Below are 23,622 nucleotides of genomic sequence, written 5' to 3'. Positions count from 1 at the left end.
TGTCGCCTGCCATGAGCATGGGACCGGGGTAGCGGGTTTTCTGCCAGGTTCATGGGACCACTTGGATTGCCAGTCATGGGACCACCCGGCGTGTCTTGCCGGTGGGTCCTGGGTCGGCTCGTTGGATCGCCGTGTCGGTGTCGCCGTCATGGAGGTCTACGGGCGTGGGATTCAGGGAGGTCAGTGTGGTTGAGGTCAGGGAAGTACTCCGCGGCTGGCTCGAGGGCGCCGGGCTGCGGACAGTCGCCGAGCGGGCGGGGGTGGACCGCAAGACGGCCCGCCGCTATGTGGCCGCCGCGCAGGAGGCCGGTCTGCAGCGGGACGCGGGGTTCACGGCGGTCGATGACGACCTGGTCGCTCAGGTGGTGTCGGCGGTGCGTCCGGCCCGCCCGAACGGGCACGGGACGGCGTGGGAGGCCCTGGAAGCCCGCCAGGAGCAGATCGCGGTGTGGTTGGCCGGTGACGGCAAGGACGCCAAGCCGTTGTCGGTGGTGAAGGTCCACGAACTGTTGGCGCGGCAGGGGTGTGTGGTGCCGTATCGGACGTTGCACCGGTTCGCCGCCGAACGGTGCGGGTTCCGCGTGAAGGACACCACCGTGCGGGTCGCCGACGGCGAGCCCGGCGTCGAGCTGCAGGTCGACTTCGGACACCTGGGCTACCTGACCGGCGAAGACGGTCGCCGGCGGAAGGTCCACGCCCTGATCTTCACCGCCTGCTACTCGCGGCACCTGTTCGTCTGGTTGACGTACTCGCAGACGTTGGTGGCGGTCATCGCCGGCTGTGAAGCGGCGTGGGCGTTCTTCCAGGGTGTGTTCAAGGTGCTGATCCCCGACAACATGAAGGCCATCGTCACCGACCCCGATCCGGTGAACCCGCGCCTGTCCCAAGGCTGGCTCGATTACGCCCAACACGCCGGGTTCGGCACCGACCCGGCCCGCGTCAGATCACCGAAGGACAAACCGAAGGTCGAGCGGGCGGTGCAGTACGTCCGCGGCAACTTCTGGGCCGGTGAGGTGTTCACCAGCCTGGAGGAAGCCCAACAACGCGCCACGGTGTGGTGCGCCGAGCGGGCCGGGATGCGGATCCACGGCACCCTGCAGGCCCGCCCGGCGGAGGTGTTCGACGAGCACGAGGCCGGGGTGCTGTTGCCCGTCCCGCCGGCGTATGACGTGCCCGTGTTCAAGACCGTGAAGGTGCACCGCGACTTCCACGTCGAGGTCGCCCGCGCCCTCTACTCGGTGCCCGGCGCCTACCTCGGCCACCAGCTGGACGTGCGCGCCGACCGGGAACTGGTCAAGCTGTACCACCGGGGCCGGCTGGTCAAGACCCACCCCCGCCAAGCGCCGGGGGGCCGATCCACCGACCGCGACGACCTGCCCGCAGAGAGGTCCGGCTACGCGTTACGGGACCTGACCCGCCTGATCAGCACGTGCGCGGTCCACGGGTCGAGTATCGGGATCTACGCCGAGCGGCTCCTGGACGACCCGCTGCCGTGGACGCGGATGCGCGCGGTGTACCGGCTCCTTGGGCTGGTCCGCCGCTACGGCAACGGGCCGGTCGAAGCCGCCTGCTCCCGCGCCCTGGACCTCGACGTGGTGTCGGTCACCAAGATCGCCTCCATGCTGGAGCGGGCCACCGAGGACACCCTGCCGCTGCTACCGACTGGCACCATCCCCGGCGGCCGGTTCGCCCGCCAACCCGCCGAGTTCGCCACCCGGCCGACGGCCTTCGCCAGTGACCGGACCAGCCCCGCTGCCATCCAGGGGACCACCCCTGCCAGTCACCGGACCCCCACCGCCGGCGGTCCGGTCGCCACGTTGACCCTGGTCCGCGACGACGGACCCGACACCCTCTTCGAGGAGGAGCACCGATGACCACCATGACCAGACCCCCGGCGCCGGTCGACCCGGTCGGCGTCGACCTGACCCGCACCCTGCGCGCCCTGAAGCTGGGCGGCATGGCCGACACCCTGCCCGAACGGCTCCACCTGGCCCGCCAGCAACAGCTGGGCCACGCCGCGTTCCTCGAACTCGTCCTGTCCGACGAGGTCACCCGCCGCGAGGGCCGCTCCGCGACCCTCCGCGCCGCCAAGGCCGGCCTGGACCCCACGATGCGGCTGGACACCTTCGACGACCAACCCGACCTCACCTACGACCGGCACCTGTGGTCCGACCTGACCACCCTGCGGTTCGCCGAAGCCGGCACCGGCGTCCTCATCCTCGGCCCCGTCGGCGTCGGCAAAACCCACCTCGCCACCGCGCTCGGGCACATCGCCATCCGTCGCCGCCTGACCGTCGGCTTCCACCGCGCCGACAAACTGTTCACCCGGTTGCGGGCGGCCCGGCTCGACAACACCCTCGAGGCCGAGCTCCGACGCCTGACCAGCATCGACCTGCTCATCGTGGACGACTTCGCGCTGCGGGCCCTCGACGCCACCCAAACCAACGACTTCTACGAGATCGTCGTCGAACGTCACCGCCGCGCCGCCACGATCTGGGTGTCGAACCGAGAACCCGCCGAATGGCTCGGCCTGACCACCGACGCCCTCCTCGCCCAATCCGCCATCGATCGACTCACCTCAGGCGCGCACACCCTCGTCGTCGAAGGCCCCTCCTACCGCCAACGCGGGCGCGTCACCGTTGACCCCAGAAACGAGGTCCGCCATGCTCGATAACACTTCCAAGTGGTCCCATGCTCGTGGCAACACGGTGGTCCCATCACGCTGGCAAGCGACATCACGATGCCGATAGCCGTTGCGTTGGTTGGTGCGCGCTTCGTCACGAGCCCCGTAGGGGGCGACGCACACTTGGTCGGCCTGGGCGGACAGGATCGTGTTCACGAACCCTTCCAACAAGTCGCGCAGCAGGTCCGGGGACGACTGGCCGAGCAGGTGGTTCAGGAACTGGGCGGGGTCGTCGATACTGGAGACAGCGGTCATCGGTGTGCTCTTTCCTTCGAGGTGGTTGTGAGAGATCTCTCGAAGAATCACCCGATGACCGCCCCCACATCCGGAGCGACACGATCACCGGGTCGTACACCACTCTGCTGGACTCAACTTCCTCAGGGCGCAGCCATCTGCAGATGTCCCGAGGGGTCGTCCGCAGGCCGGGTGCATCCGCAGGACTCACGGACGATCAGCGACGTGGGGTGGGGGCCGCGGTGCTCCGTCGCCTCGCCGAGGGCCAGCGCGACGGCCTCCCGCGCCATGGCGTCCATCGGGACCGCGACCGAGGTCAGCGCGGGAACGACGAACTCAGACTCGGGAGAGCCGTCGAAGGACACCACCGCCAGGTCGCGGGGGATTCGGAACCCCTGCCGGACGACGCCGGACGCCAACCCGGTGGCCTGCTGGTCGGCCGCGACGAACACGGCGGTGAGATCGCGGTGCTCGGTCATCAGGATCGCGGCGGCCTCCCGCCCTCCGGCCATCGACCAGGGAACGCGCACCACCGCGCCGGGCTCGAGGCCCGAGGCGAGCAGCATGTCCCGCCACCCGCGCTCGCGGTCCTCCGGCTCGGACGCCCCGGTCACCATGCCGACGCGGGTGTGTCCGTGCTGCTCCAGCAGGTGCCGGACGGCGGTGCGCGCGCCCTCGTAGAAGTCGGGGACCAGACAGGGGAACGCCCCCAGGGGTGCGAACAGGCTGATGCCGACGACCGGCACCTGCTGGCGCAGCAGCTGGTGGGCGGCCTGGGTGCCGGGGACGGTGGCCGTGATCACCCCGGCGACCAGGCGACCCGCCAGTGCGGCCATCACGTCCGCCATGCCGGACTCGGCGGACTGCACCAGCAGGAGCGTGAGGCCCCGATCCCGGGCGGCCGCCTCCACCTTCTGGGCCAGGGCGGCGAAGTAGGGGTTGGCGATGTCCGGCACCACCAGCCCGATGAGCTCGGCGCGCCCGGTGATCAGCGAGCGGGCGGCAGCGTTCGGCTGGTAGCCGAGCTTCTCGATGGCGTCCAGCACCCTGACCCGGGTGGCGTCGGCCACCGGCCGGGGCCCGTCGTTGATCACGTAGCTGACCACAGCGGTGCTGACGCCGGCGAGCCGGGCCACGTCGGCCCGGGTGACGCTGCGTCGCCGCTGCCCGGCTACCTCGCCCATCTGGCCCCCCTTGTGTGTGGCTCAGGTTAGCGGTGCAGGACGCCCGCCGTGCTCAGCCCACCACCTCGACGGTGAACAGCACCGCGTGGTCGGGGTTGATCGGCGCGTGCATGAGGCCGACCTCGGCCAGCAGGCGTCCGGGCAGCTCGATGCCGGTGGTCGGCCGCGCGGGGGCGAACACGGGCGCGTGGTGCTCGGCGAGGGCGACCAGCTCGTCCTCCACGACGCGTTCCACCCCCCACCAGGCCGGCGGGATCAGCCCGGAGGGGGCTTCCCCGAGGAGCAGGGGGGTCACCCGGTACCGGCGCTCCGGGTCGAGGCCCGGGAAGCGCAGGCGTCCGAGCAGGGCGACGTCGGAGCGGTCCACGCTGGCGAACGAGTACACCGCCCGGGTCCTGTCGGGGGCGACGACCGCGCCGGCGACCAGCGAGGTGTCCGGGATGTCGAGCCGGACGAGGTCACCGTTGAGCAGGAGGTCGCGGTGCTCCTTGGAGAACGCCACCCACTGGGCCAGCTCCGCGAGGTCCTCCGCGGAGGCGCGGCGCAGGTCCCACTCGACGCCGAGGTGGCCGAAGACCGCGGTGGCCGCCCGGAAGTTCAGGTCGTGGGTGCGTCCGGTGGTGTGCGACGTGCCCGAGGCGATGTGCGAGCCCATCATCTCCGGCGGGATCAGCTGGGAGGTCCAGCGCAGCATCATCTGGCGTTCGTGGGGGTCGATGCAGTCCGAGACCCACACGCGCTCGGTGCGCTGCAGGATCCCGAGGTCGACGCGCGCGCCGCCTGACGAGCAGGATTCGATCTCCAGGCCGGGGTGGGCCGCCTTGATCTCGTCGATGAGCCGGTACAGCGCCTCCGTCTGCGCGTGAACGCCCGGGCGCCCGTCGGGATGGGTGCCGGCGTCCACGAGGTCGCGGTTGTGGTCCCACTTGATGTACGAGATGTCGTACTCGGCGAGGATCGCGAAGATGGCGTTCCGGATGTAGGCGTAGCACTCGGGGATCCCCAGGTTGATGACCTGCTGGTGGCGGGACGGCACCGGGGTCCGGCCCCCGGTGGCCATGACCCACTCGGGGTGGGCGCGGGCGGTCTCGGAGTCGAGGTTGATCATCTCGGGCTCGAACCACAGGCCGAACTCCATTCCGAGCTCCCTGACCCTGTTGACCAAGGGGTGGAGGCCGTCGGGCCACACGTCGCCCGACACCCACCAGTCGCCCAGCCCGGAGTGGTCGTCGCGTCGCGACCCGAACCATCCGTCGTCGAGCACGTAGCGCTCCACCCCGATGGACGCCGCCTTCTCGGCCAGCTCGATGAGGGGCTGGAGGTCGTGGTTGAAGTACACCGCCTCCCACACGTTGATGGTGACGGGACGCCGCGGGGACGGGTGCCCCGGACGCGAGCGCAGGTAGCGGTGGAAGCGGCGGGCCACGGCGTCCAGCCCGGCGCCGAACGACCCGTAGACCCACGGCGAGGTGTAGCTCTCGCCCTTGCCGAGGACGAGCTCGCCGGGCAGCAGGAGTTCACCGCCGCCGATCACCTGCTCGCCGGAGGAGAGCTGCTCGGCGTAGTGCGTGTGGTTCCCGCTCCAGCCGGTGTGGACCGCCCAGACCTCGCCGGTCGAGAACGAGAACCCGGGGCTGCCCGCGTGCAGCACGGTGGCGGCGTCCGGGCCGGTGCGGCCCTTGCGGCCCTCGCGCAGGTGGACGCCGACGGTGAAGTCGCGGCGTTGCGGGGAGCGCTCGCGCCCCCAGCGGCCGGACAGGTCGAGCAGCTCGCGCGCCACCCGCGGCACCGGGTAGGCCAGGACGAGGTCGTCCAGGGTGTAGAGGTCGCCGGCGAGATTGGTGAGCCGCGCCTGCGACCGGAGCACGCCACCGGGCAGGAGCTCGACGCTCAGCAGCAGGCCGAGGCCGGACGCTGTGTCCACGGCGTCCACCTCGACCAGCGCGCAGCCGGCCTCGAGCAGGGACGGGGTCCCGCCACCGGGCGCTCCCTCGCCGTCGAGGCGCAGTGCGACCGTGGTGAACCGTGGCGACCAGTCCCGGCCGCCACGCGAGCCGCTGATCCCGGGGCGACCCGCCCAGCCCGTCCAGGCCTCGGGCAGGAGCGCGACGCGGACCGGCTCGTCGACGAGGTTCGGGGTGATCGGGTGGATCCCGGCCTCGATCAGCGACAGGACGTCGCCGATCGCGAGTGTGCCGAGATCGGCCCCCCAGTGGACCAGCGCGGGGAGGCGTCCGTCGGTGATGTCGAGCAGGACGCTGACACCGTCGGCCCTCAGGTGGACGCAGGCGTTGACGTGGGCGGTCATGGGTTCCTCTCAGAATGGGACGGTGGCAGGGGCGCGCACCCGCAGGAGGCGCGGAGCACGAGGTCGGTGTCGATCTGGACGTGGCGCGTGGACGCCCCGTCCGGGGAGCGCATCAGCTCGACGGCTGCGGCGGCCATGGCCGCCAGGGGCTGCCTGGCGACGGTGAGCGGTGGCCAGGTGTACTCGCTCTCGCGGGTGCCGTCGTACGACACCACCGCCACGTCGCCCGGGACGGTGAGGCCGCGTTCGTGGATCGCCCGGAGCAGGCCGATGGCGAGCTGGTCGGAGGTGGCGAAGACGGCGTCGGGCCGGGGGTCGGTGTCCAGGAGCTCCTGGCCGGCCCGGTGGCCGCCCTCGCGGGTGAAGGGCGCACGGGCGACGGGCCCGAGGGGCAGCCGGGCCGAGCCCAGCGCCTGCTCCCACCCCCGCATCCGCGGGTCGGGGTCCCCGAAGCCGGCCTCGCCGACGATGATGCCGATCCGCCGGTACTGGTGGGCCACGGCGAGGTGGGAGACGAGTTCGCGGGCACCCTTCTCGGCGGACGCCCCCACCGTGAGCCGGCCCGGGATCGGTCCGGGGGAGTCGATGAGCACCAGGGGGACGCTGTCGGCGTCGCCCCAGGCGGTCGACGGGAGGGACATGAGGTGACCGGCGAGGAACAACCCGTCGATCTGGCGCGTCACGAGGTCCTCGATGGAGGCCTTCTCGGTGTCGGGGTCCCCGCACGAGTCCGCGATGAGGAGGCGCTGGCCCACGGCGCCCGCCGCGCTCACGAGCGCCGCGGTGTACTCGCCGAAGAACGGGTTCAGCCCGTCGGCCACGACCAGGCCCAGGATGTCGCTGCTGCCGCGGCGAAGCGCGCGCGCTGAGCTGTTGGGGCGGTAGTCCAGCAGCCGTACGGCCTCGCGGACTCTCTCGGCCGTCTGTTCCGCAACCGGGCGAGGGCCGTCGTTGAGGACGTAGCTGACCACGGCCGTGCTGACCCCCGCGAGGCGGGCCACGTCCTCGCGGGTCACCCGCGCCCCGCGGGGAGGGCGTGCGGACGGCGTCCGGTCGGCCGCGGGGCGGCCGGCCGTGCGAGGGGTTCCCATGGATTTCTCCGTCCGTTGGCGACTCCCGGAATCTACACTAATAGACAACCCGCCGCCAGACCAAGACACGCGTTGCAGCAGCGCTGGAATTGATCATTCCACCCCTCTTGCGCTCCAATGATCTACACGAATAGAGTCTGCTGCCATCAACCCGAACGACCGCGCAGGAGCGGTGGTCCCGAGGAAGGGAATGTGGTGAGTACGAAACCTCTCGAGGCGACGATCGGCCGGCGTCCGGGCCGCCCCCCGCGCGCAGCCTCCACGACCCCGAAGACGCAGCCGCGCCGCGGGGACCTCCGGGCAGCGCTCTTCTTCATCGCGCCGGCTGCGCTCGGCTTCACGGTCTTCTTCCTGGCCCCCAGCATCAGCGGCTTCTACTACAGCCTCACGCAGTACAACCTGCTGGGCCGGCCCCGCTTCATCGGGATCGGGAACTTCACCCGCCTGTTCAGCGACGAGCTGTTCTGGAACGCCCTCGGCGTCACGGTGCAGTACGTGGTGCTGAACATCGGCTTCCAGACCGTCATCGCCGTGGGGCTGGCCCTGCTGATGCACCGGCTGACCCGCTCGACGCTGCTGCGCGGTGCACTGCTGCTGCCGTGGCTCATCTCGAACGTCATCGCCGCGATGCTGTGGTTCTGGCTGCTCGACTACCAGATCGGCCTGGTCAACCAGTTCTTCGAGTGGATGGGGGCCTCGCGCGTCTCCTTCTTCGGCGACGAGGCGTGGGCCATCCCGACCATCGCGTTCGTGAACGTGTGGCGGCACATGGGGTACACGGCGTTGCTCGTGTTCGCCGGGCTGCAGACGATCCCGACCTACGTGTACGAGGCAGCGTCCATCGACGGCAGCAGCGAGTGGAACTCCTTCCGGCGGATCACCCTGCCGCTCCTGCGCCCGGTGCTCGCGATGATCCTCGTGATCACCATGACGGGCTCGTTCCAGGTCTTCGACACGGTCGCCGTGACGACGGCAGGCGGGCCCGTGAACGCCAGCCGCGTCCTGCAGTTCTACATCTACCAGAAGGGCTTCGCCCAGGGTGAGTTCGGCTACGCGAGCGCCCTTTCGGTGATCCTCTTCCTGATCCTCGCCGCCGTCTCGTTCGTGCAGCTCAAGATGCTGCGCGCGGGCGAGTCGGACCTCGCGTAAGGAGCCCTGAGATGGCACCCGTCACCACCACCGAGCACCCCGTGCGGGCGCGCCGCCGGCCGATCTCCTGGGGCCGTGTCGCGGCCTGGGCGGCCTTGGTCATCGCGCTCATCCTGACGCTGTTCCCCTTCTACTGGATGCTCCGGACGGCCTTCTCCACCACACGGGCCCTGCCGACCGATCCGAGCTCGCTGCTGCCGGTCGACTTCACCTTCGGTGCGTTCGCCCGGGTCCTGGGCCTCTCGACCCCGGCCCAGGCCATCGCGGAGGGCGGGTCCGGGGCGTCGGTGAACTTCTGGCTCTACCTGCGCAACTCGCTGATCTACTCCACGGTCGTCACCGTCGGCCAGGTGTTCTTCAGCGCGATGGCCGCGTACGCCTTCGCCCGGCTCCGCTGGCCCGGACGCGACAAGGTCTTCGCCCTCTTCCTGGGCGCGCTCTTGGTGCCTCCGATCTTCACCAGCCTGCCGAACTTCATCCTCATCAAGAACCTCGGCCTGCTCAACAGCTTCGCCGGCATGGTCCTGCCCAGCCTCCTCATGACGCCGTTCGCCATCTTCTTCCTCCGGCAGTTCTTCCTCGGCATCAATCGCGAGATCGAGGAGTCGGCGATGCTCGACGGGGCCGGGCACCTGCGGACGTTCTTCCAGATCGTCCTGCCCATGAGCTCGGCCCCCGTGGCCACCCTCGCCATCCTCACCTTCATCGGCACCTGGAACGACTACTTCTGGCCGCTGCTGGTCGGCGGGACGGAGGACACCAAGGTCCTCACCGTCGCGCTGGGCATCTTCCGGTCACAGACGCCCCAGGGCAGCCCGGACTGGGCAGGCCTCATGGCCGCCACCCTCGTCTCGGCCCTGCCCGTCCTCCTCCTCTTCGTCGCCTTCGGCAAGCGGATCATCAACTCGATCGGCTACTCCGGCGTGAAGTGAGCCTGGCCCGTCGGGCGACCCACCACCCACCCATCTCCGAATCCCCACCCAGCGTCACCACATCCCTGAAAGGACCACCATGCCCCTCACGACCCGGAAGCGGCTCCTCGCCGCCGCGGCATCTGTCGTCGCCCTGGCCCTGCCTCTGGCCGCCTGTTCCTCGGCGGCCCCCGCCGGCAACGCGGGCGGTGAGATCTCCTACTGGCTCTGGGACTCCAACCAGCTCCCCGCCTACCAGACCTGCGCAGCCGACTTCACCGCCGCCAACCCCGACATCAAGGTGAAGGTCGAGCAGTACGGCTGGGGCGACTACTGGACGAAGCTCACCAACGGCTTCGTCGCCGGAACCGCCCCCGACGTCTTCACCGACCACCTCGCCAAGTACCCGGAGTTCGTGGCCAACAACCAGCTCGCCCCGCTCGACGACGTCGCGCTCGGCGAGTACCAGCCGGGCCTGGCGGACCTCTGGGTGGGCCAGGACGGCGTCCGCTACGGGGTCCCGAAGGACTTCGACACGGTCGCCATCTTCTACAACAAGAAGCTTGTGGCGGACGCGGGCGTCGACGAGGCCTCCCTGTGGGACCTCGACTGGAACCCCGCCGACGGTGGCACCTACGAGAAGATGGCCGCCCGCCTGACGGTCGACAAGAACGGTGTCCGAGGCGACGAGCCCGGGTTCGACAAGAACAACGTCGCCGTCTACGGCCTGGGCATGGACGGCGGCGCCGGCGGCGCCTGGGGCCAGACCCAGTGGAGCATGTACACCGGCACCACCGGCTGGACCCACACCGACAAGAACCCGTGGGGCACCAAGTTCAACTTCGACGCCCCCGAGTTCCAGGACACGGTCGCATGGATGGTGTCCATGGTCGACAAGGGCTACATGCCCCCGCTGAAGGCCATCACCGGCCAGGGTTCGTCCGACATCTTCGCCGCCGGCAAGTACGCGATGCTCATCAACGGCTCCTGGATGACCAACGCCTTCTTCAACATCGACGGGGTCGAGGTCGGGGTCGCGCCGACGCCGGTCGGCCCGAACGGCGCGCGCTCCAGCGCCTACAACGGCCTGGCCGACTCGATCTGGGTGGGCTCGAAGAACCAGGAGGCCGCCAAGAAGTGGGTCGCGTACCTGGGCTCCGAGGCGTGCCAGCTGAAGGTCGGCGAGGCTGCCGTCGTGTTCCCGGCGAACCCGAAGGGCACCGAGGCGGCGAGCAAGGCGTTCGAGGCCAAGGGCATCGACGTGAGCGCGTTCCTCACCCACCTCGAGGAAGGGACCACCTCCCTCCTGCCGATCATCGACAAGTCCTCGCAGGTCGATGCGATCATGGGTCCGGCCATGGACGCCGTGTACTCGGGCCAGGCCCCGGTCTCGTCGCTCAGCGAGGCCAACAAGCAGGTCAACGCGCTCTTCAACAGCTGATCGCGTGCGTGGGTCGGGCCGGTTCGCCGGTCCGACCCACGATCGCGTGGTCCCCCTCCAGGAAACGGAACACCGATGACCGACGCCACAGCGCTGGAGCGGTTCTTCGAGCAAAAGTCCGGGGCGTCCTGTCCCCGAGGGGTTCTGGTCATACTCCGTCCGGGGCAACCTCACCGGCGAGCACACCGACTACATCGAGGGCTTCGTGCTGCCGTTCGCGATCCACCGCCGCGCGCGGTCGCGGCGGTGTGGCTGCGCCCGGACCGCAGGGTCCGGCCCGCCGGCGACCTTGTACCGGCCCGGTCGAGGGAGCCGGTCCGGTCGCGCCCTAGCATGGCGGGGGACCAACCACGAGAGGGAGTACGGCCATGATCGTCGCCACGCCAGTCACCGGGGAGGGCCTGTCCGCCACGGCTTGGGGGCGCGCGAGATGGGTGGCCGTGGCTGACGTCCGTGATGGCGCCGTGTCGGAGTGGGCGATCCACGAGGTGCGCTGGGACGAGTCCCACGACGCAGGGACGCACGGGTCGCACCACGCCCGGGTCGTGACGTTCCTCAGGGACCAGGGCGTCGGCGCGGTCGTCGTCGACCACATGGGCGAGGGCATGGTCCGGATGCTGCGCACGATGGGCATCCGCATCCTGCCGGCCTCGCCGGGCGACGCGCGGGCGTCCGTGCTGGACGCCGTCGCGGAGCACACCCGCGGAACCTGAGCCAGCTCAGTGCTGCGTGGCCCCCGTCACGGACCTGGTGAGGGCATCGGCGGTCCGGGCGACGTCCTCGGGGGTGCCCTGGCTCCCGACCGCGAGGCCCACGATGAATGCCCCGATGGGGGCCATGGGGCGCACCGACTCGTGCGCGATGAGCGCGGTCAGCTCCAGGATCCGGTCGACGTCGACCAGGTTCGGGTCGACGCCGAGGTCGGCGCAGGATTGTTCCACGAACGCGGCCCACGCGCTCCGGTCGTCGATGCGATCCCCCATGGTTCCTCCAGTTCGAGTGGCCGTCACACCGGCAGCTGGCCGGCGTAGACGATGAAGAGGCGTAGGAGCAGGCTACCGACCAGCACGAGTCCGGCGCTGGTCAAGGTCAGCACGGGCAACCGTCCGCCCAGCTCGACCGCGGCGTCCGGCTGCGGATAGCGGTTCACGACCCGACCCACCTGCAGCGACAGGGGGGCGTTGCCGGGCAGCTCGTCGTGGTGGCCGAAGTAGTGCAGGGCCAGGGGGACGACGATCCCGGCGCCGATCACGCCGACCCAGAAGACCCAGCCCCAGACGCCGTCGGACAGCGCAGATCTGCCCGCCTGCGCGTGCGCGCCGCCCTGGTAGTACAGCCCGACGAACATCAGGAAGAGGATGGCCAGCTCGACCATGATCATGATCGAGTCGACGTTCGAGCTGAAGCCCAGCTGGGTGCGGTAGACGCCGCGGGTGCGGGCGAAGACCAGTCCCAGCAGCACGGTGGCCGCGATGCCGGCGGAGATGCCGGAGACGAGGAACAGCAGGGGCAGGACGGCCACGTTGTACAGCGGCACGGCCACCATGGCCGAGAGCAGGAAGCCGGTGTAGATGCCGACGGCGGCCGCCAGCGTGACGGAGACGACGTGCAGCCACGTCGTGTCCACGGCGTCCGCCACCCGGCGGACGGTCGTGCCGGGGGCGAAGCGGTCCTTGAAGACCGTGAGCGCGTAGAGGAGGCTCACGGGCGTGTACACGACCAGCAGGCCGGTGCCCAGTGACATCACCGACGAGAGGTTCCAGTTGAAGAGCAGCTGGTAGAAGTTCAGTGGCTTGGTCAGGTCGACCACGAGCAGGACCAGGCCCAGCACGATGGTGACGGGCGCCAGGAACGCCCCGGCGCGGACGAAGCAGCTGCAGCCCTCGTCGTGGCTGAGGCTGCGGCGCCGCAGCAGCACCGAGATGATGAGTGCGCCGGCCGACAGCCCGGCGAGGAAGAGGTAGACGGCGATCGGCCAGGGCCACGCCACCTCGGCGTACTGGGCAGTGTCGCCCCACGTGGTGTCCATTAGCGCTGCGCCCCCTTGCTCGGGATGGTGACCAGTTTCGGATCGGTGCCCAGGTGCTCCTTGGGGAGCACGTAGAACTTGCCCTTCAGCGCCTTGCGGACGCCGCTGTTCGGGTCCTCCAGGTCGCCGAACGCCAGGGCGCCGGTCGGGCACTGGGCGACGCAGGCGGGCGGCAGGCCCTGCGCGACGCGGTTGGAGTAGCAGAACGTGCACTTGTCGGCGGCGTGGGTGACCGGGTTGATGAAGCGCGCGTCATAGGGGCAGGCGAGGATGCAGTACTTGCAGCCGATGCACCGGTCGGCGTCCACGAGGGTGATGCCGTCGTCGTTGATGTAGGACGCCCCCGTCGGGCACACGGGCACGCAGGGCGGGTCCTCGCACATCACGCAGGACTGGCGGTGGTACTCGACGGCCGGGTTCGGGAAACTGCCGCGGGACTCGATCCACACCTGGAGGCGTGACACGCTCTCGGGTACCCCGTTCTCCTCGCGGCAGGCGATGGAGCAGGACTGGCATCCGATGCACTTGTTCGCGTCGAACGCCATCGCGTACTTGGCCATGGTCCTCTCCTCCTCAGGCCTTGCTCACGGTCACGGAGCAGTTCTGCAGCGCGACGCCGCAGACGGGCGAGTTCACGGTCGGGATGACCATGTTCGAGTTGATGCCTTGCTGATAGGCGCGTTTGAGGTCGGGTGAGGTGCGTCCGAACCCGAAGTAGCTGAACACCGTGTCGGGACGGATCCCCTCCGTGACCAACGCCTTGCCCTCCGAAGAGCCGGTGGCGTTGCTGATCCGCACCCGGTCGCCGTTGGCGATGCCCAGCCTCTTCGCGGTGGTGGGATGCAGCCAGAGCGTGTTCGTCGGCATCAGGGCGTTCAGCATCGGCACGTTGTGGGTGTGCCCGTTGGTGTGGATGCTGGACTTGCCCTGCACGAACACCAGCTCGTCGGCCGTGCGGGTGAAGTCCGGGGCCCGGTAGACCGGCAGGCCATAGCCGAGCCCGGCCGCCTCCTCGGACACGAACTGGGCCTTCTTGCTGGCCGTCTTGAGGTTCAGCAGGGGCCCGCTGAGCTCGCCCTCGGCGTCCACCCCGGCTGCGGCCGCGGGGAACTGCGCCACGAACGTGGCGACGGACGCCTTGTCGCGCAGGTAGAGGGGCTTGAGCCCGAAGGACGCCACCCCCTTCTCCTTCAGGGTGGCGAGCAGCTGGGTGTTGCCGCCGGTCCGGATCCGCAGGTAGTCGTCCATGTCGCGCCACGGGAAGTAGTCGCCCAGGCCGAGCCCGTCCGCGATGTCCTTGAAGATCTGCCAGTTGGGCCGGTAGTCCGGCTGCAGCGGTTCGATCGCCGCCTGCCGGTACTTGTAGGCCGGAACGGCGCCGGAGTTGTCCATGATGCCCTCGTCGCGTTCGAGGAAGGACGACTCGGGCAGCACCACGTCGGCGTACTGCGCCGTGTCGGTGACGGCGATGTCGCACACCACGAGCAGGTCCAGCTTCTTGATGGCCTCGACCACCCGCGGCGTGTTGCTGATCGTCACGACGGGGTTGTAGCGGTACACGAACCAGCCCTTCATGGGGTAGGGCTGGCCGGTGAGGATCGCCTCGGGCAGCTCCTGCACCACGCCGTCGAACTTGGGGGCGAACTCCCACGGGCTCCCGGGGACGCCCACGCGGTCGACGCGGGATCGCGAGGGCGTGGGCAGGGGGGGTGTGGATGGCTTCTTGAGGGCCGGGATGACCGGCTCCCCGACGAGGCTGTTCACCAGGGACGCGCTCTTGCTCATGATCAGGCCGCCCGGGACCTCGATGTTGCCCAGCAGCAGGTTCGAGATCACCAGGGCTCGGCGCAGGCTGTACTCGTCGGGGGCGTAGGTGGTGCGCCAGCCGGGGTCCATGATCGCCTTCGGCCGGGCGGCGCCCAACTCCTTGGCGATGCGCTCGATGGTCTCGGCGGGGATGTCGGTCTCCCCGGCGGCCCACTCGGGCGTCAGGTCGGCGACCGAGGCGGCGTACTCCTCGAAGCCGACGGTGTACTTGTCCACGAACGCCTGGTCGTAGAGGTGGTCGCGGATGAGCACGTGGTTGATCGCCTGCACCATGGCCAGGTCGGTGCCCGGCTTGATCGCCAGCCACTCCGTGGCCTTGGACGCCGTGAGGCCGTACCGCGGGTCGATGTAGATGAGCTTGGCGCCCTTCTCGAGGGCGCCAAGGACGCCCCTCACTTGGGGCACGTGCAGACCCTCGAGGTAGTTGCGGCCGAACGAGACCAGGTACTTCGTGTTCCCGTAGTCGGGGGAGAGGCCGGTGCCCAGGGTGTGCTCGTACGCCGACGTCCGCGCCGAGGGACAGGTCGACTCGTGGGTGAAGGTGTTCGGTGTGCCGTACGCCTGCGCCAGGAGGAAGAAGTGGTCGGTGTGCATGCCTGTGCGGCAGGCGAAGGCCATCGCCTCGGGGCCGTGCTCGTTCTTGATGTCCTTCATCTTGGCTGTGATGTAGGCGATGGCCTCCTCGTGGGACACCTCTCGCCACCGGCCGCTGCCGCGCTCACCGTCGCGGATGAGCGGCTTCTTCAGCCGCTGCTCGTCGTAGGTGAGCGACAGGGCCGCCCCGCCGCGCGCGCACACGGTGCCGCCGGTGCCGGCGAACTCGGGATTGCCCGTGACCAGGGCGACGCGGCCGTCCTTGACGTGGGCGACCAGGGGGCACCGTGCGGTGCACATCTCGCACATCGTGGGGACGGGAGTCGAGCCCTCGAGGGCGGACTCGGCGGCCCCGGCGTCCGCCTCGCCGCCGGTGGCGAACGCGGCCCTCACGACGGATGGCGGGATGGTCGCCGCCGCAGCGCCTCCCGCGGCGACGCCCGTGATGGTGAACAGGTTGCGGCGGGACAGTTGCGTCGACACGACGCCCTCCTTCGTCAGCGGCTCGTGACCGGGTGACTCATTGTATTAGGTGATTGAGACTATACCCCCATTCGTGGGCTCATTCGTCAGGATTCCGTGAAGTTCGTCGCCGACTTTTCGCGCCCGGTGTGGTCGCCGCTCGCCGCGGAGGCGCGCCCGGCCAGGAACGCGGGGACGTTGAGCGAGTCCGCCACCCCCGAGGGGGTGATGACGAGGCTGGCGTGCTCCTTCATCCCGTCGTAGAGGATGTTCATGGCGCGAAGTTGGAGCGAGACCGGGCTGGCTTCGTAGACGACCGCCGCGTCGGCGAACTTCTGGGCGATCTCGGCCTCCGCACTGCCGAGGATGATCCGCGCGCGGCGCTCGCGCTCGGCCTGGGCCTCGCGGCTCATCGCGTCCTGGAGGGGCTCGGGGATGACGACGTCGCGGATCTCGACCGACTGGACGGTCACCCCCCAGGGCTCGGTGCGCGCGTCGATGATGCCTTGGAGCACCTGGTCGAGCCGCTCGCGCCCGGACAGCAGCTCGGCGAGCTCCGACCGGCCCACGACGTCACGCAGGGCGGTCTGCGCCGACCACGCGACGGCCTGCCGGTAGTCCTCGACCTCGAGGGCCGCCTTCTGGGGATCCCACACCACCCAGAACAGGATGGCGTCCACGTCCACGGGCACCGTGTCGCGGGTCAGTGTCTGCTCGGCGATGAACGGGGTGGCGGTGATGCGCTGGTCGATCCAGTAGGCGACGGTGTCCACGAACGGGACGAGGAAGATCAGCCCGGGACCCTTGAGTCCGCGGAACCGGCCGAACCGCAGCACGACGGCCTTCTCCCACTCGGCGGCGATCCGGAACGACAGGCTGGCCAGCACGCCCAGGACCAGAACGGCCGCCGCCGCGAGCGGAAGGCCGAGCTGGGCGGCCACCACCGCCAGGAAGAGGGCCGTGAGTGCGACGTGGACGGGCACCCAGCGGTGCTTGCGGGCCGGGGGTGCTGTGGGCGCCAGGCGCTGGGGCGGACTCGGGTGGGACATCAGGTCTCCTTCTCCTGTAGGACCGCGTGGAGGACCGCTTTGAGCACGGCGGGGTCGATGCCGAGCTTCCGGGCGTCGTCCACGAGGCTCCGGACGCGCGCCTCGAGCTCACGGAGCTGGTCGCCGTCGGGGGGTTTCTCATGGGTCACGAACGTGCCGCGCCCGCGCTGGCTCGACAGCAGCCCTTCCCCCTCCAGCTCGGCGTAGGCGCGGTTCACGGTGTTGGGGTTGATCCGGAGATCGACGGCGAGTTGCCGGACGGTGGGAAGTTGGGTGCCCAGGGGCTGGGCGCCGGTGACGATCGCACGCCGCAGGGCGTCCTTGATCTGGACATAGATGGGGATGCCGCTCGCGTAGTCGAGCTGCAGGTCCGCCACGGAGGCGGCGTGCGAGGTCACTGGTCCATCATGCCGGACCGGCCGGGACTTCACCGGAGGAGGGGAGTCTCCGGCTCCCCGAGGGCGTAGCCCTCCGGGAGCGGCGGGGGCACCTCGCGCCGGATGGCCGCCCCGACGACACCGTGTGTCTTCATGCGGACAACGTAGCGCTGCCCGCCCCCGTGCGAGCAGGCCCGGCGCCAGGACAGGCCTCCGACGGCCTGTTCGAGGGCCGTGGGCGTAACGTCAGCAGCAGGGTGACCAGTCCGGCCAGCACGCCGGCGACGCCCCGACGTGCACGAGGTACGCGGACGCCTGCGCGTCAGGGGGCGACAATCATGCCTCCATGTACGAGCATGGTCGTATCTGCTCGGCCGTCTGCCGCCCTTGTGCGGAGGCGTGCCACCAGGTCCTCGGCGCGCTCGGCGCCACGAGGTGAGCCAACCCGACGGGGGGAGTCGACATGTCCGACCAGCCGCAGACCACGCAGGCGCAGCCGGCGAAGCGAGCACGATCAGTGCTGTGGGGGGCGATGTTCCTCATGGCCACGAGCGCGATCGGCCCCGGCTTCATCACGCAGACCACGGCGTTCACCGCCCAACTGGGGGCGGCCTTCGCGTTCGCGATCTTGGTCTCGATCCTCGTCGACATCGCGATCCAGCTCAACGTCTGGCGGGTCCTTGGCGTCAGCGGCTTGCGTGCCAACGAGCTGGGGAACTCGACGATGAAGGGTCTCGGGTGGGCGTTGGCCGGCCTCGTCGTCCTGGGTGGCCTCGTGTTCAACATCGGCAACATCGCCGGCACGGGGCTGGGCGCCCGGGCCATGCTCGGCGGGGTGGACCCGCGCATCGGGGCGTCCGTCTCGGCGGTGATCGCCATCGTCCTCTTCATGGCGAAGAAGGCCGGGCCCATCATCGACCGCGTGGTCGTGGCCCTCGGCGTCCTCATGATCGGCATGACGACCTGGGTGGCGATCACCACCGCGCCGCCCCTGGGTGAGGTCGCGCTCAACACGGTCGCCCCCGGGAAGGTGGACTTCCTCGTCGTCACCACGCTCATCGGCGGCACGGTTGGCGGCTACATCACCTATGCCGGAGCGCACCGGCTCATCGACTCCGGCACGACCGGCCCCGCGCACGCCGGGGCGATCACGAAGGCCTCCGTCACCGGCATCCTCGTGACGGGGCTCATGCGCATCCTGCTGTTCCTGGCCATCTTCGGGGTCGTGGCCACCGGGGCGACGCTCGACCCGACCAACCCCGCGGCCTCAGCGTTCCAGCACGCGCTGGGCCAGACGGGCATGGTGGTGTTCGGCATCATCTTCTGGGCTGCCGCCATCACCTCGGTGATCGGGGCGTCGTACACTTCGGTGTCGTTCCTCACCACACAGAAGACGCCGGAGCGGACCCGCAACCTGCTGACCGTCGGCTTCATCGTGCTGGGCACGATCCTGTACATCACGCTGGGGCAGGCCCCGGTCACCCTGCTCATCTTCGCGGGCGCCTTCAACGGCCTCATCCTGCCGATCGGCTTCACGCTGGTGCTGTGGGTGGCCTGGCGGCGTCGCGACCTGTTGCACGGTTACGTCTACCCGGTGTGGCTCCTCATCATCGGCGCGCTGGCGTGGCTGCTCACCCTGTGGCTGGGCTGGCAGTCCCTGTCCGGGCTGACGAAGCTGTGGCAGTGAGCACCATCGACCTGAACGCGGACCTCGGTGAGTCCTACGGCTCCTGGTCCATGGGGGACGACTTCGCCATGCTCGGGATCGTCACCTCGGCGAACGTCGCCTGCGGCTTCCACGCCGGCGACCCCGTGACCACCCGAGCGACGTGCGCGGCGGCGTCCGAGCGTGGCATCGCGGTGGGTGCGCACCCCAGCTACCGCGACCTCGTCGGCTTCGGCCGCCGGTTCGTGGACATCGCGCCCGCCGAACTGGAGGCCGACGTTCTGTCCCAGCTCGGCTCGCTCGAGGCGTTCTGCCGGGTCGCGGGCACGCGGATCTCGTACGTGAAGCCGCACGGAGCGCTCTACAATGCCATCGTCCACCACGAGGCGCAGGCCCGGGCCGTCGTCGCCGCGGTCAAGGCCTACGACCCCGGCCTGGCCGTGCTGGGACTCCCCGGCTCGGTCTTCCTCCGGATCGCGGAGGAGCAGGGGTTGCGCCCGGTCCGCGAGGCGTTCGCCGACCGTGCCTACACCCCTGCGGGCACGCTCGTGTCCCGGCGGGAGCCGGGTTCTGTCCTGCACGCCCCGGAGCTGGTGGCGTCACGGATGGTCCGTCTCGTCCAGGACGGGACCCTCGAGGCCGTCGACGGGACGACCATCACCCTCGAGGCCGACTCGATCTGCACCCACGGGGACTCCCCGGGCGCGGTCGCCATGGCCTCGGCCGTGCGTGACGCCCTCACCGGGGCCGGCGTGGAGATCGCACCCTTCGCGGGGTGAGCCCCATGCCGACCCTGCTGCCCTGTGGCGAGCGCGCGTTCCTCGTCGAGCTGCCATCGCTGGACGCCGTGCTCGCCCTCGATCGCCGCCTCCGGGAGGCGCTCCGGGTGGAGCCCTGGGGCCGGGAGGTCGAGGACGTCGTGCCCGCCGCCCGCACCCTGATGGTCGCCGTCCACGAACCCGGTGCGTTGCGCGCCGTCCGGGAGGCCGTGGCCCCTGTGGCCGCCGACGTCGCCCGTGCCGCGGACGCCCCCCTTGGAGCGTCCGGGGGTGCCGGCACCGTCGTGGAGATCCCCGTCGTCTACGACGGTCCTGACCTTGACGACGTCGCCGCCCACACCGGGCTGTCCGTCGACGAGGTCGTCGCCGCCCACACCGGGACGCCGTGGCGCGTGGGTTTCGGCGGCTTCGCGCCCGGCTTCGCCTACCTCGTCGACGGGGATCCCCGCATGGAGGTGCCGCGGCGGTCGAGCCCGCGGACGTCCGTACCGCCCGGGTCGGTCGCCCTCGCGGGTACCTTCTCGGCGGTCTATCCGCGCGCCTCGCCCGGCGGCTGGCAGCTCATCGGCCGCACGAACCTGGCCCTGTGGGACGTCTCCCGGACGCCTCCGGCGCTCCTCCAGCCCGGCGACCTCGTCCGCTTCGTCGTGTCCGGCGCGGACGTGCCGCCTCCGGTCGAGGAGTCCGGCGACCAGGACACCCCGACACACCAGGGCCACCCCGGACTCGTGGTGACCCGATCCGGCCCGCAGACGCTCGTGCAGGATTCCGGGCGCCCGGGTTGGAAACACGTCGGGGTCGGCCGCTCGGGGGCCGCGGACCTGGGGGCGCTCGGCCTGGCCAACAGGCTCGTCGGCAACCAGCCGGACGCCGCCGGCCTCGAGGTGACCTTCGGCGGGCTGACCGTGGTCGCCACCGCATCGCTGTGCGTGGCGGTGACGGGGGCGCAGGCCCCGGCGTCCGTGAACGGCAGGGCCGTGGAGCACGCAAGCCGCATCTACCTCACCGCGGGCGACGTCCTCGCCCTCGGCATGCCCACGGTGGGCCTGCGCAGCTACCTCGCCGTGTCCGGCGGGCTGGCGTCCCGGGTCGTCCTCGGCTCGCGGTCGACCGACACGATGGCGGGCCTGGGCCCTGCCAAGGTCACCACCGGGGACGTCCTGGCGGTGGGACCGTCGGCCCGTCTGCCGGCCCTCGAGGCGTACACGCCGATGCCGCCGCGCATCGGAGAGGTCATCGAGGTCGACGTGCTGCCCGGCCCCCGGGATGCCTGGGTCGGCGGCCTGGACGCCCTCCTGGAGGGGGCGTGGACCGTGACGCCCGAGTGTGACCGCATCGGTGTGCGGCTCACCGGCGAGCCCCTCACCCGCGCCGCCGCGTTCGAGGGACGCGAGCTGCCCAGCGAGGGCGTCATGCGCGGGGCGATCCAGGTACCCGCCAACGGCCTGCCAGTCCTCTTCCTCAACGACCACCCGGTCACGGGCGGCTACCCGGTCGTGGGCGTCCTCACGGAGGCGAGCAGCGACCGGGTGGCCCAGGCCCGCCCGGGCCAGCCCCTCAGGTTCCGCCTCGCGAAGGGAGTGCCCCCCACATGACCACCACACCGACCGCACCCGCGATGCCAGCCAATCCCGGCGCGCTCACGCCCCGCGAGGCGCGCGCCCTCTTCCGTGCCGGCCTCAGCGTCCCGACGACCGGCTGGTCCAGCGGATACGCCCAGGCCAACCTGCTCGCGATCCCGCGCGAGTACGCGTTCGACTTCCTGCTCTTCGCGCAGCGCAACCCGAAGCCGTGCCCGATCCTCGACGTGCTCGAACCCGGGCAGGCCGGCGGAGGCATCCTCGACGGCGACATCCGCACCGATGTGCCCCGTTACCGGGTCTACCGCGACGGCGCGCTCGCCGAGGAGGTGACCGACGCCACCCCGTACTGGACCGACGACATGGTCGCGTTCCTCATCGGCTGCAGCTTCACCTTCGAGCACCCGCTGCTGGACGCCGGCGTCCCGGTGCGGCACATCGACGCCGCTCGCAACGTGCCGATGTACGTCACCAGCACCCGCTGTCGCAGTGCCGGGCGCCTCGCCGGACCGCTCGTCGTCTCGATGCGCGGCATCCCCGCCCCGCAGGTGGCGGACGCCGTGCGCATCACCTCGCGCTACCCGGCGGTCCACGGCGCTCCGGTCCACGTCGGTGACCCGTCGGCCCTCGGCATCGCTGACCTCCACCGGCCCGACTTCGGGGACGCCCCGGTGCTCCGGCCGGGCGACGTTCCGGTCTTCTGGGCCTGCGGCGTGACGCCACAGGCGATGGTGATGGAGACCCGCCCGCCGCTCGCCATCACCCACGCACCCGGGCACATGCTCATCACCGACGCCCGGGATGCGGCCTACCAGGTGCCCTGAGCCGTAGGGACCGGACGGGTCACTCCCACACGGCGATCGAGCGCCGAGTGGGGACGGAGTCGGGGTCGGGCGTGAACAGCTCCGGCGAGGTCGTCTGCACCGTCTTTCTCCCTGCAGGGCAAGCCGACCCACCTGCTGGCCACCGAGACCGCGCTGGTCAACTTGGCGCTGACCCAGGACGTGCCGTTCTCCTGGCGCTCCTTCACCCCGATCATGAAGGTGGGGCAGGACTCGACCCTCATGGTCGTGCCCACGGCGTCTGCCTACAACACCTGCAGCGACGTGGTGTCCGCAGCCAAGGCCGGCAACGTCCGCGTGGCGGTCTCCGGCAGCCCTCGGCGGCCACGTCGACGTGGCACTCGCCAACCCCGGTGAGATCATGGGCCAACTGGAGGCCGAGGAGTTCAAACCGTTGTGCGTGATCGCGGCCGAACGCTACGACTACGACGCGCTCAAGGACATCCCCACCTCTGTGGAGCAGGGGATCGACGTGACCTTCGCCCAGTACCGCGGGATCATCGCTCCCGGTGGGATCTCCGAGGAGGCCAAAGACCGCGAGGGCCCGAGCACATGCTCGGGCCCTCGCGCGTGCGCGCCGGACGCCGGGTGCGCACCACCGACGCCGGAGCGCACCCGCGTGCGTGGGTCCCGTCACCGAACTGTGGATCTCCCGTGTGGAAACCGGGGATCGTGCGCGCGCTTCCTGTGGCCAAGCCGTGGAGGGCGTCTCCGTAGCGTTCTGGTTGTCGCCAAGCAGCGCCACCACAGGCGAGTACATCGCGAACCACACCACGCAGCACCCACCAACCACAGGAACCGGAGCAAGCCATGAAGACCAGCCGCAAGATCCTCCTCCCGCTCGCCACCCTCGTCGCCGCCGGCGCCATCGCGGTCGGCTCGGGTGCCACCTTCACCTCGACGACCAACAACACCATCAGCTCGGTCACCTCCGGCACGCTCACGCACTCCAACTCCAAGGACAACGCCGCGATCTTCGATCTCGTCGACCTGAAGCCCGGCGACGTGCTGAACGGCTCGCTGACCATCACCAACACCGGTACCCTGCCGGCGACGTTCAGCCTCACCGAGACGGTCTCGAGCAACGAGTTCGGCAAGCCGGCCGAGGGTGCGGCCAACTACCTCTCGCTGGCCATCGTCAACAAGACCACGGGCGTGACGGTCTACTCCGGCGATTTCGGCGGCCTCGTCGACGGCGTGAAGGTGCCCCTCGGGGAGGTGGCCCCGGGTGAGGCCAACGACTTCACCTTCACCGTGAAGCTGGACCAGGACGCCCCCAACTCCCAGCAGGGCCTGAAGGCGTCCGCCGCGTACCAGTGGGATTCGGTCCAGCTCGCGGGCGTGACCGTCAACCAGTGATCCGGTCGGGCTCCGGGGTGTCGTCGGACGCCCCGGAGCCCCTCCCTTCCCCCCCAC

The 23,622-nt window shown here is 70.4% G+C and carries 21 protein-coding genes and 3 pseudogenes; 14 read left to right on the top strand and 10 right to left on the bottom strand.

Annotated features, from left to right (window positions below; all coding sequences use genetic code 11):
- Window positions 1-164 precede the first annotated feature (164 nt).
- A complete protein-coding gene (gene istA / locus AC5YDA_RS07765; RefSeq protein ID WP_496192733.1) occupies window positions 165-1,874 on the top strand; it encodes an IS21 family transposase in 1,710 nt (569 codons plus the stop codon).
- Complete coding sequence (istB, locus tag AC5YDA_RS07760) at window positions 1,871-2,674, top strand: IS21-like element helper ATPase IstB (RefSeq protein ID WP_496189084.1); 804 nt, start codon at window positions 1,871-1,873, stop codon at window positions 2,672-2,674. The genes istA and istB overlap by 4 nt, the downstream gene beginning before the upstream one ends.
- A 57-nt stretch (window positions 2,675-2,731) precedes the next feature.
- Here the strand turns inward: istB and AC5YDA_RS07755 are convergent.
- The 4 genes and pseudogenes from AC5YDA_RS07755 to AC5YDA_RS07740 form a co-directional block, all read right to left on the bottom strand.
- Window positions 2,732-2,938, bottom strand: a pseudogene (locus AC5YDA_RS07755) (transposase); the annotation flags it as partial.
- A 122-nt stretch (window positions 2,939-3,060) separates the two neighbouring features.
- Window positions 3,061-4,101, bottom strand: coding sequence for a LacI family DNA-binding transcriptional regulator (locus tag AC5YDA_RS07750; RefSeq protein WP_496189609.1), 1,041 nt, complete (start codon window positions 4,099-4,101; stop codon window positions 3,061-3,063).
- Between the two features lie 52 nt (window positions 4,102-4,153).
- Complete coding sequence (locus tag AC5YDA_RS07745) at window positions 4,154-6,409, bottom strand: alpha-galactosidase (protein ID WP_496189610.1); 2,256 nt, start codon at window positions 6,407-6,409, stop codon at window positions 4,154-4,156.
- Window positions 6,406-7,500 carry a LacI family DNA-binding transcriptional regulator gene (locus AC5YDA_RS07740; protein WP_496189611.1) on the bottom strand — a complete coding sequence of 365 codons (1,095 nt, stop codon included), beginning with the start codon at window positions 7,498-7,500 and terminating at the stop codon, window positions 6,406-6,408. The genes AC5YDA_RS07745 and AC5YDA_RS07740 overlap by 4 nt, the downstream gene beginning before the upstream one ends.
- A gap of 195 nt (window positions 7,501-7,695) precedes the next feature.
- Between AC5YDA_RS07740 and AC5YDA_RS07735 the strand changes: the two genes are divergently transcribed.
- From AC5YDA_RS07735 to AC5YDA_RS07715, 5 genes and pseudogenes are all read left to right on the top strand, one after another.
- Window positions 7,696-8,649 carry a carbohydrate ABC transporter permease gene (locus tag AC5YDA_RS07735; protein WP_496189612.1) on the top strand — a complete coding sequence of 318 codons (954 nt, stop codon included), beginning with the start codon at window positions 7,696-7,698 and terminating at the stop codon, window positions 8,647-8,649.
- A gap of 11 nt (window positions 8,650-8,660) precedes the next feature.
- On the top strand, window positions 8,661-9,581 hold the full coding sequence (locus AC5YDA_RS07730) for a carbohydrate ABC transporter permease (protein WP_496189613.1): 921 nt from the start codon (window positions 8,661-8,663) through the stop codon (window positions 9,579-9,581).
- Window positions 9,582-9,660: 79 nt separating this feature from the next.
- Window positions 9,661-11,001 carry an ABC transporter substrate-binding protein gene (locus tag AC5YDA_RS07725; protein WP_496189614.1) on the top strand — a complete coding sequence of 447 codons (1,341 nt, stop codon included), beginning with the start codon at window positions 9,661-9,663 and terminating at the stop codon, window positions 10,999-11,001.
- A gap of 184 nt (window positions 11,002-11,185) precedes the next feature.
- Window positions 11,186-11,449, top strand: a pseudogene (locus AC5YDA_RS07720) (hypothetical protein); the annotation flags it as partial.
- Window positions 11,370-11,714: a NifB/NifX family molybdenum-iron cluster-binding protein gene (locus AC5YDA_RS07715; protein WP_496189615.1), complete on the top strand. Its 345-nt coding sequence runs from the start codon at window positions 11,370-11,372 to the stop codon at window positions 11,712-11,714. The pseudogene AC5YDA_RS07720 and the gene AC5YDA_RS07715, both read left to right, overlap by 80 nt.
- A gap of 6 nt (window positions 11,715-11,720) precedes the next feature.
- On the opposite strand, the gene AC5YDA_RS07710 is transcribed toward AC5YDA_RS07715, so the two are convergent.
- The 6 genes from AC5YDA_RS07710 to AC5YDA_RS07685 form a co-directional block, all read right to left on the bottom strand.
- Entirely contained in the window at window positions 11,721-11,984 is a 264-nt protein-coding gene (locus AC5YDA_RS07710; protein ID WP_496189616.1) for a DUF6457 domain-containing protein, read from the bottom strand.
- Between the two features lie 23 nt (window positions 11,985-12,007).
- On the bottom strand, window positions 12,008-13,030 hold the full coding sequence (gene nrfD, locus AC5YDA_RS07705) for an NrfD/PsrC family molybdoenzyme membrane anchor subunit (RefSeq protein ID WP_496189617.1): 1,023 nt from the start codon (window positions 13,028-13,030) through the stop codon (window positions 12,008-12,010).
- The gene (locus tag AC5YDA_RS07700) at window positions 13,030-13,590 is read right to left on the bottom strand and encodes a 4Fe-4S dicluster domain-containing protein (protein ID WP_496189618.1); all 561 of its coding nucleotides are present in this window, start codon (window positions 13,588-13,590) and stop codon (window positions 13,030-13,032) included. The genes nrfD and AC5YDA_RS07700 overlap by 1 nt, the downstream gene beginning before the upstream one ends.
- A gap of 13 nt (window positions 13,591-13,603) precedes the next feature.
- Window positions 13,604-15,934, bottom strand: a complete 2,331-nt coding sequence (gene phsA, locus AC5YDA_RS07695) for a thiosulfate reductase PhsA (protein ID WP_496189619.1) — start codon at window positions 15,932-15,934, stop codon at window positions 13,604-13,606.
- Window positions 15,935-16,020: 86 nt separating this feature from the next.
- On the bottom strand, window positions 16,021-16,962 hold the full coding sequence (locus tag AC5YDA_RS07690) for a slipin family protein (RefSeq protein WP_496189620.1): 942 nt from the start codon (window positions 16,960-16,962) through the stop codon (window positions 16,021-16,023).
- A complete protein-coding gene (locus AC5YDA_RS07685) occupies window positions 16,962-17,360 on the bottom strand; it encodes a GntR family transcriptional regulator (RefSeq protein WP_496189621.1) in 399 nt (132 codons plus the stop codon). Before AC5YDA_RS07685 ends, AC5YDA_RS07690 begins: the two co-directional genes overlap by 1 nt.
- A gap of 322 nt (window positions 17,361-17,682) precedes the next feature.
- Between AC5YDA_RS07685 and AC5YDA_RS07680 the strand changes: the two are divergent.
- The 7 genes and pseudogenes from AC5YDA_RS07680 to AC5YDA_RS07650 all read left to right on the top strand — a co-directional run.
- A pseudogene (locus AC5YDA_RS07680) lies at window positions 17,683-17,778 on the top strand (hypothetical protein); the annotation flags it as partial.
- A 24-nt stretch (window positions 17,779-17,802) separates the two neighbouring features.
- Window positions 17,803-19,026: an NRAMP family divalent metal transporter gene (locus AC5YDA_RS07675; RefSeq protein WP_496189622.1), complete on the top strand. Its 1,224-nt coding sequence runs from the start codon at window positions 17,803-17,805 to the stop codon at window positions 19,024-19,026.
- Window positions 19,023-19,784 (top strand): LamB/YcsF family protein, encoded by a 762-nt coding sequence (locus tag AC5YDA_RS07670; RefSeq protein ID WP_496189623.1) that lies wholly within the window; start codon window positions 19,023-19,025, stop codon window positions 19,782-19,784. Before AC5YDA_RS07675 ends, AC5YDA_RS07670 begins: the two co-directional genes overlap by 4 nt.
- Window positions 19,785-19,789: 5 nt before the next feature.
- A complete protein-coding gene (locus tag AC5YDA_RS07665; RefSeq protein ID WP_496189744.1) occupies window positions 19,790-21,379 on the top strand; it encodes a 5-oxoprolinase subunit B/C family protein in 1,590 nt (529 codons plus the stop codon).
- Window positions 21,376-22,188, top strand: a complete 813-nt coding sequence (locus AC5YDA_RS07660; protein WP_496189624.1) for a putative hydro-lyase — start codon at window positions 21,376-21,378, stop codon at window positions 22,186-22,188. Before AC5YDA_RS07665 ends, AC5YDA_RS07660 begins: the two co-directional genes overlap by 4 nt.
- Before the next feature lie 162 nt (window positions 22,189-22,350).
- Window positions 22,351-22,563 carry a hypothetical protein gene (locus AC5YDA_RS07655; protein ID WP_496189625.1) on the top strand — a complete coding sequence of 71 codons (213 nt, stop codon included), beginning with the start codon at window positions 22,351-22,353 and terminating at the stop codon, window positions 22,561-22,563.
- 453 nt (window positions 22,564-23,016) lie between these two features.
- Window positions 23,017-23,565, top strand: coding sequence for a TasA family protein (locus AC5YDA_RS07650; protein ID WP_496189626.1), 549 nt, complete (start codon window positions 23,017-23,019; stop codon window positions 23,563-23,565).
- Window positions 23,566-23,622: the final 57 nt, after the last annotated feature.

Source organism: Propioniciclava sp. LT294, assembly GCF_059516005.1.
The sequence above is the reverse complement of the archived record's forward strand: the minus strand, read 5'-3'. Positions and strand labels throughout refer to the sequence as shown.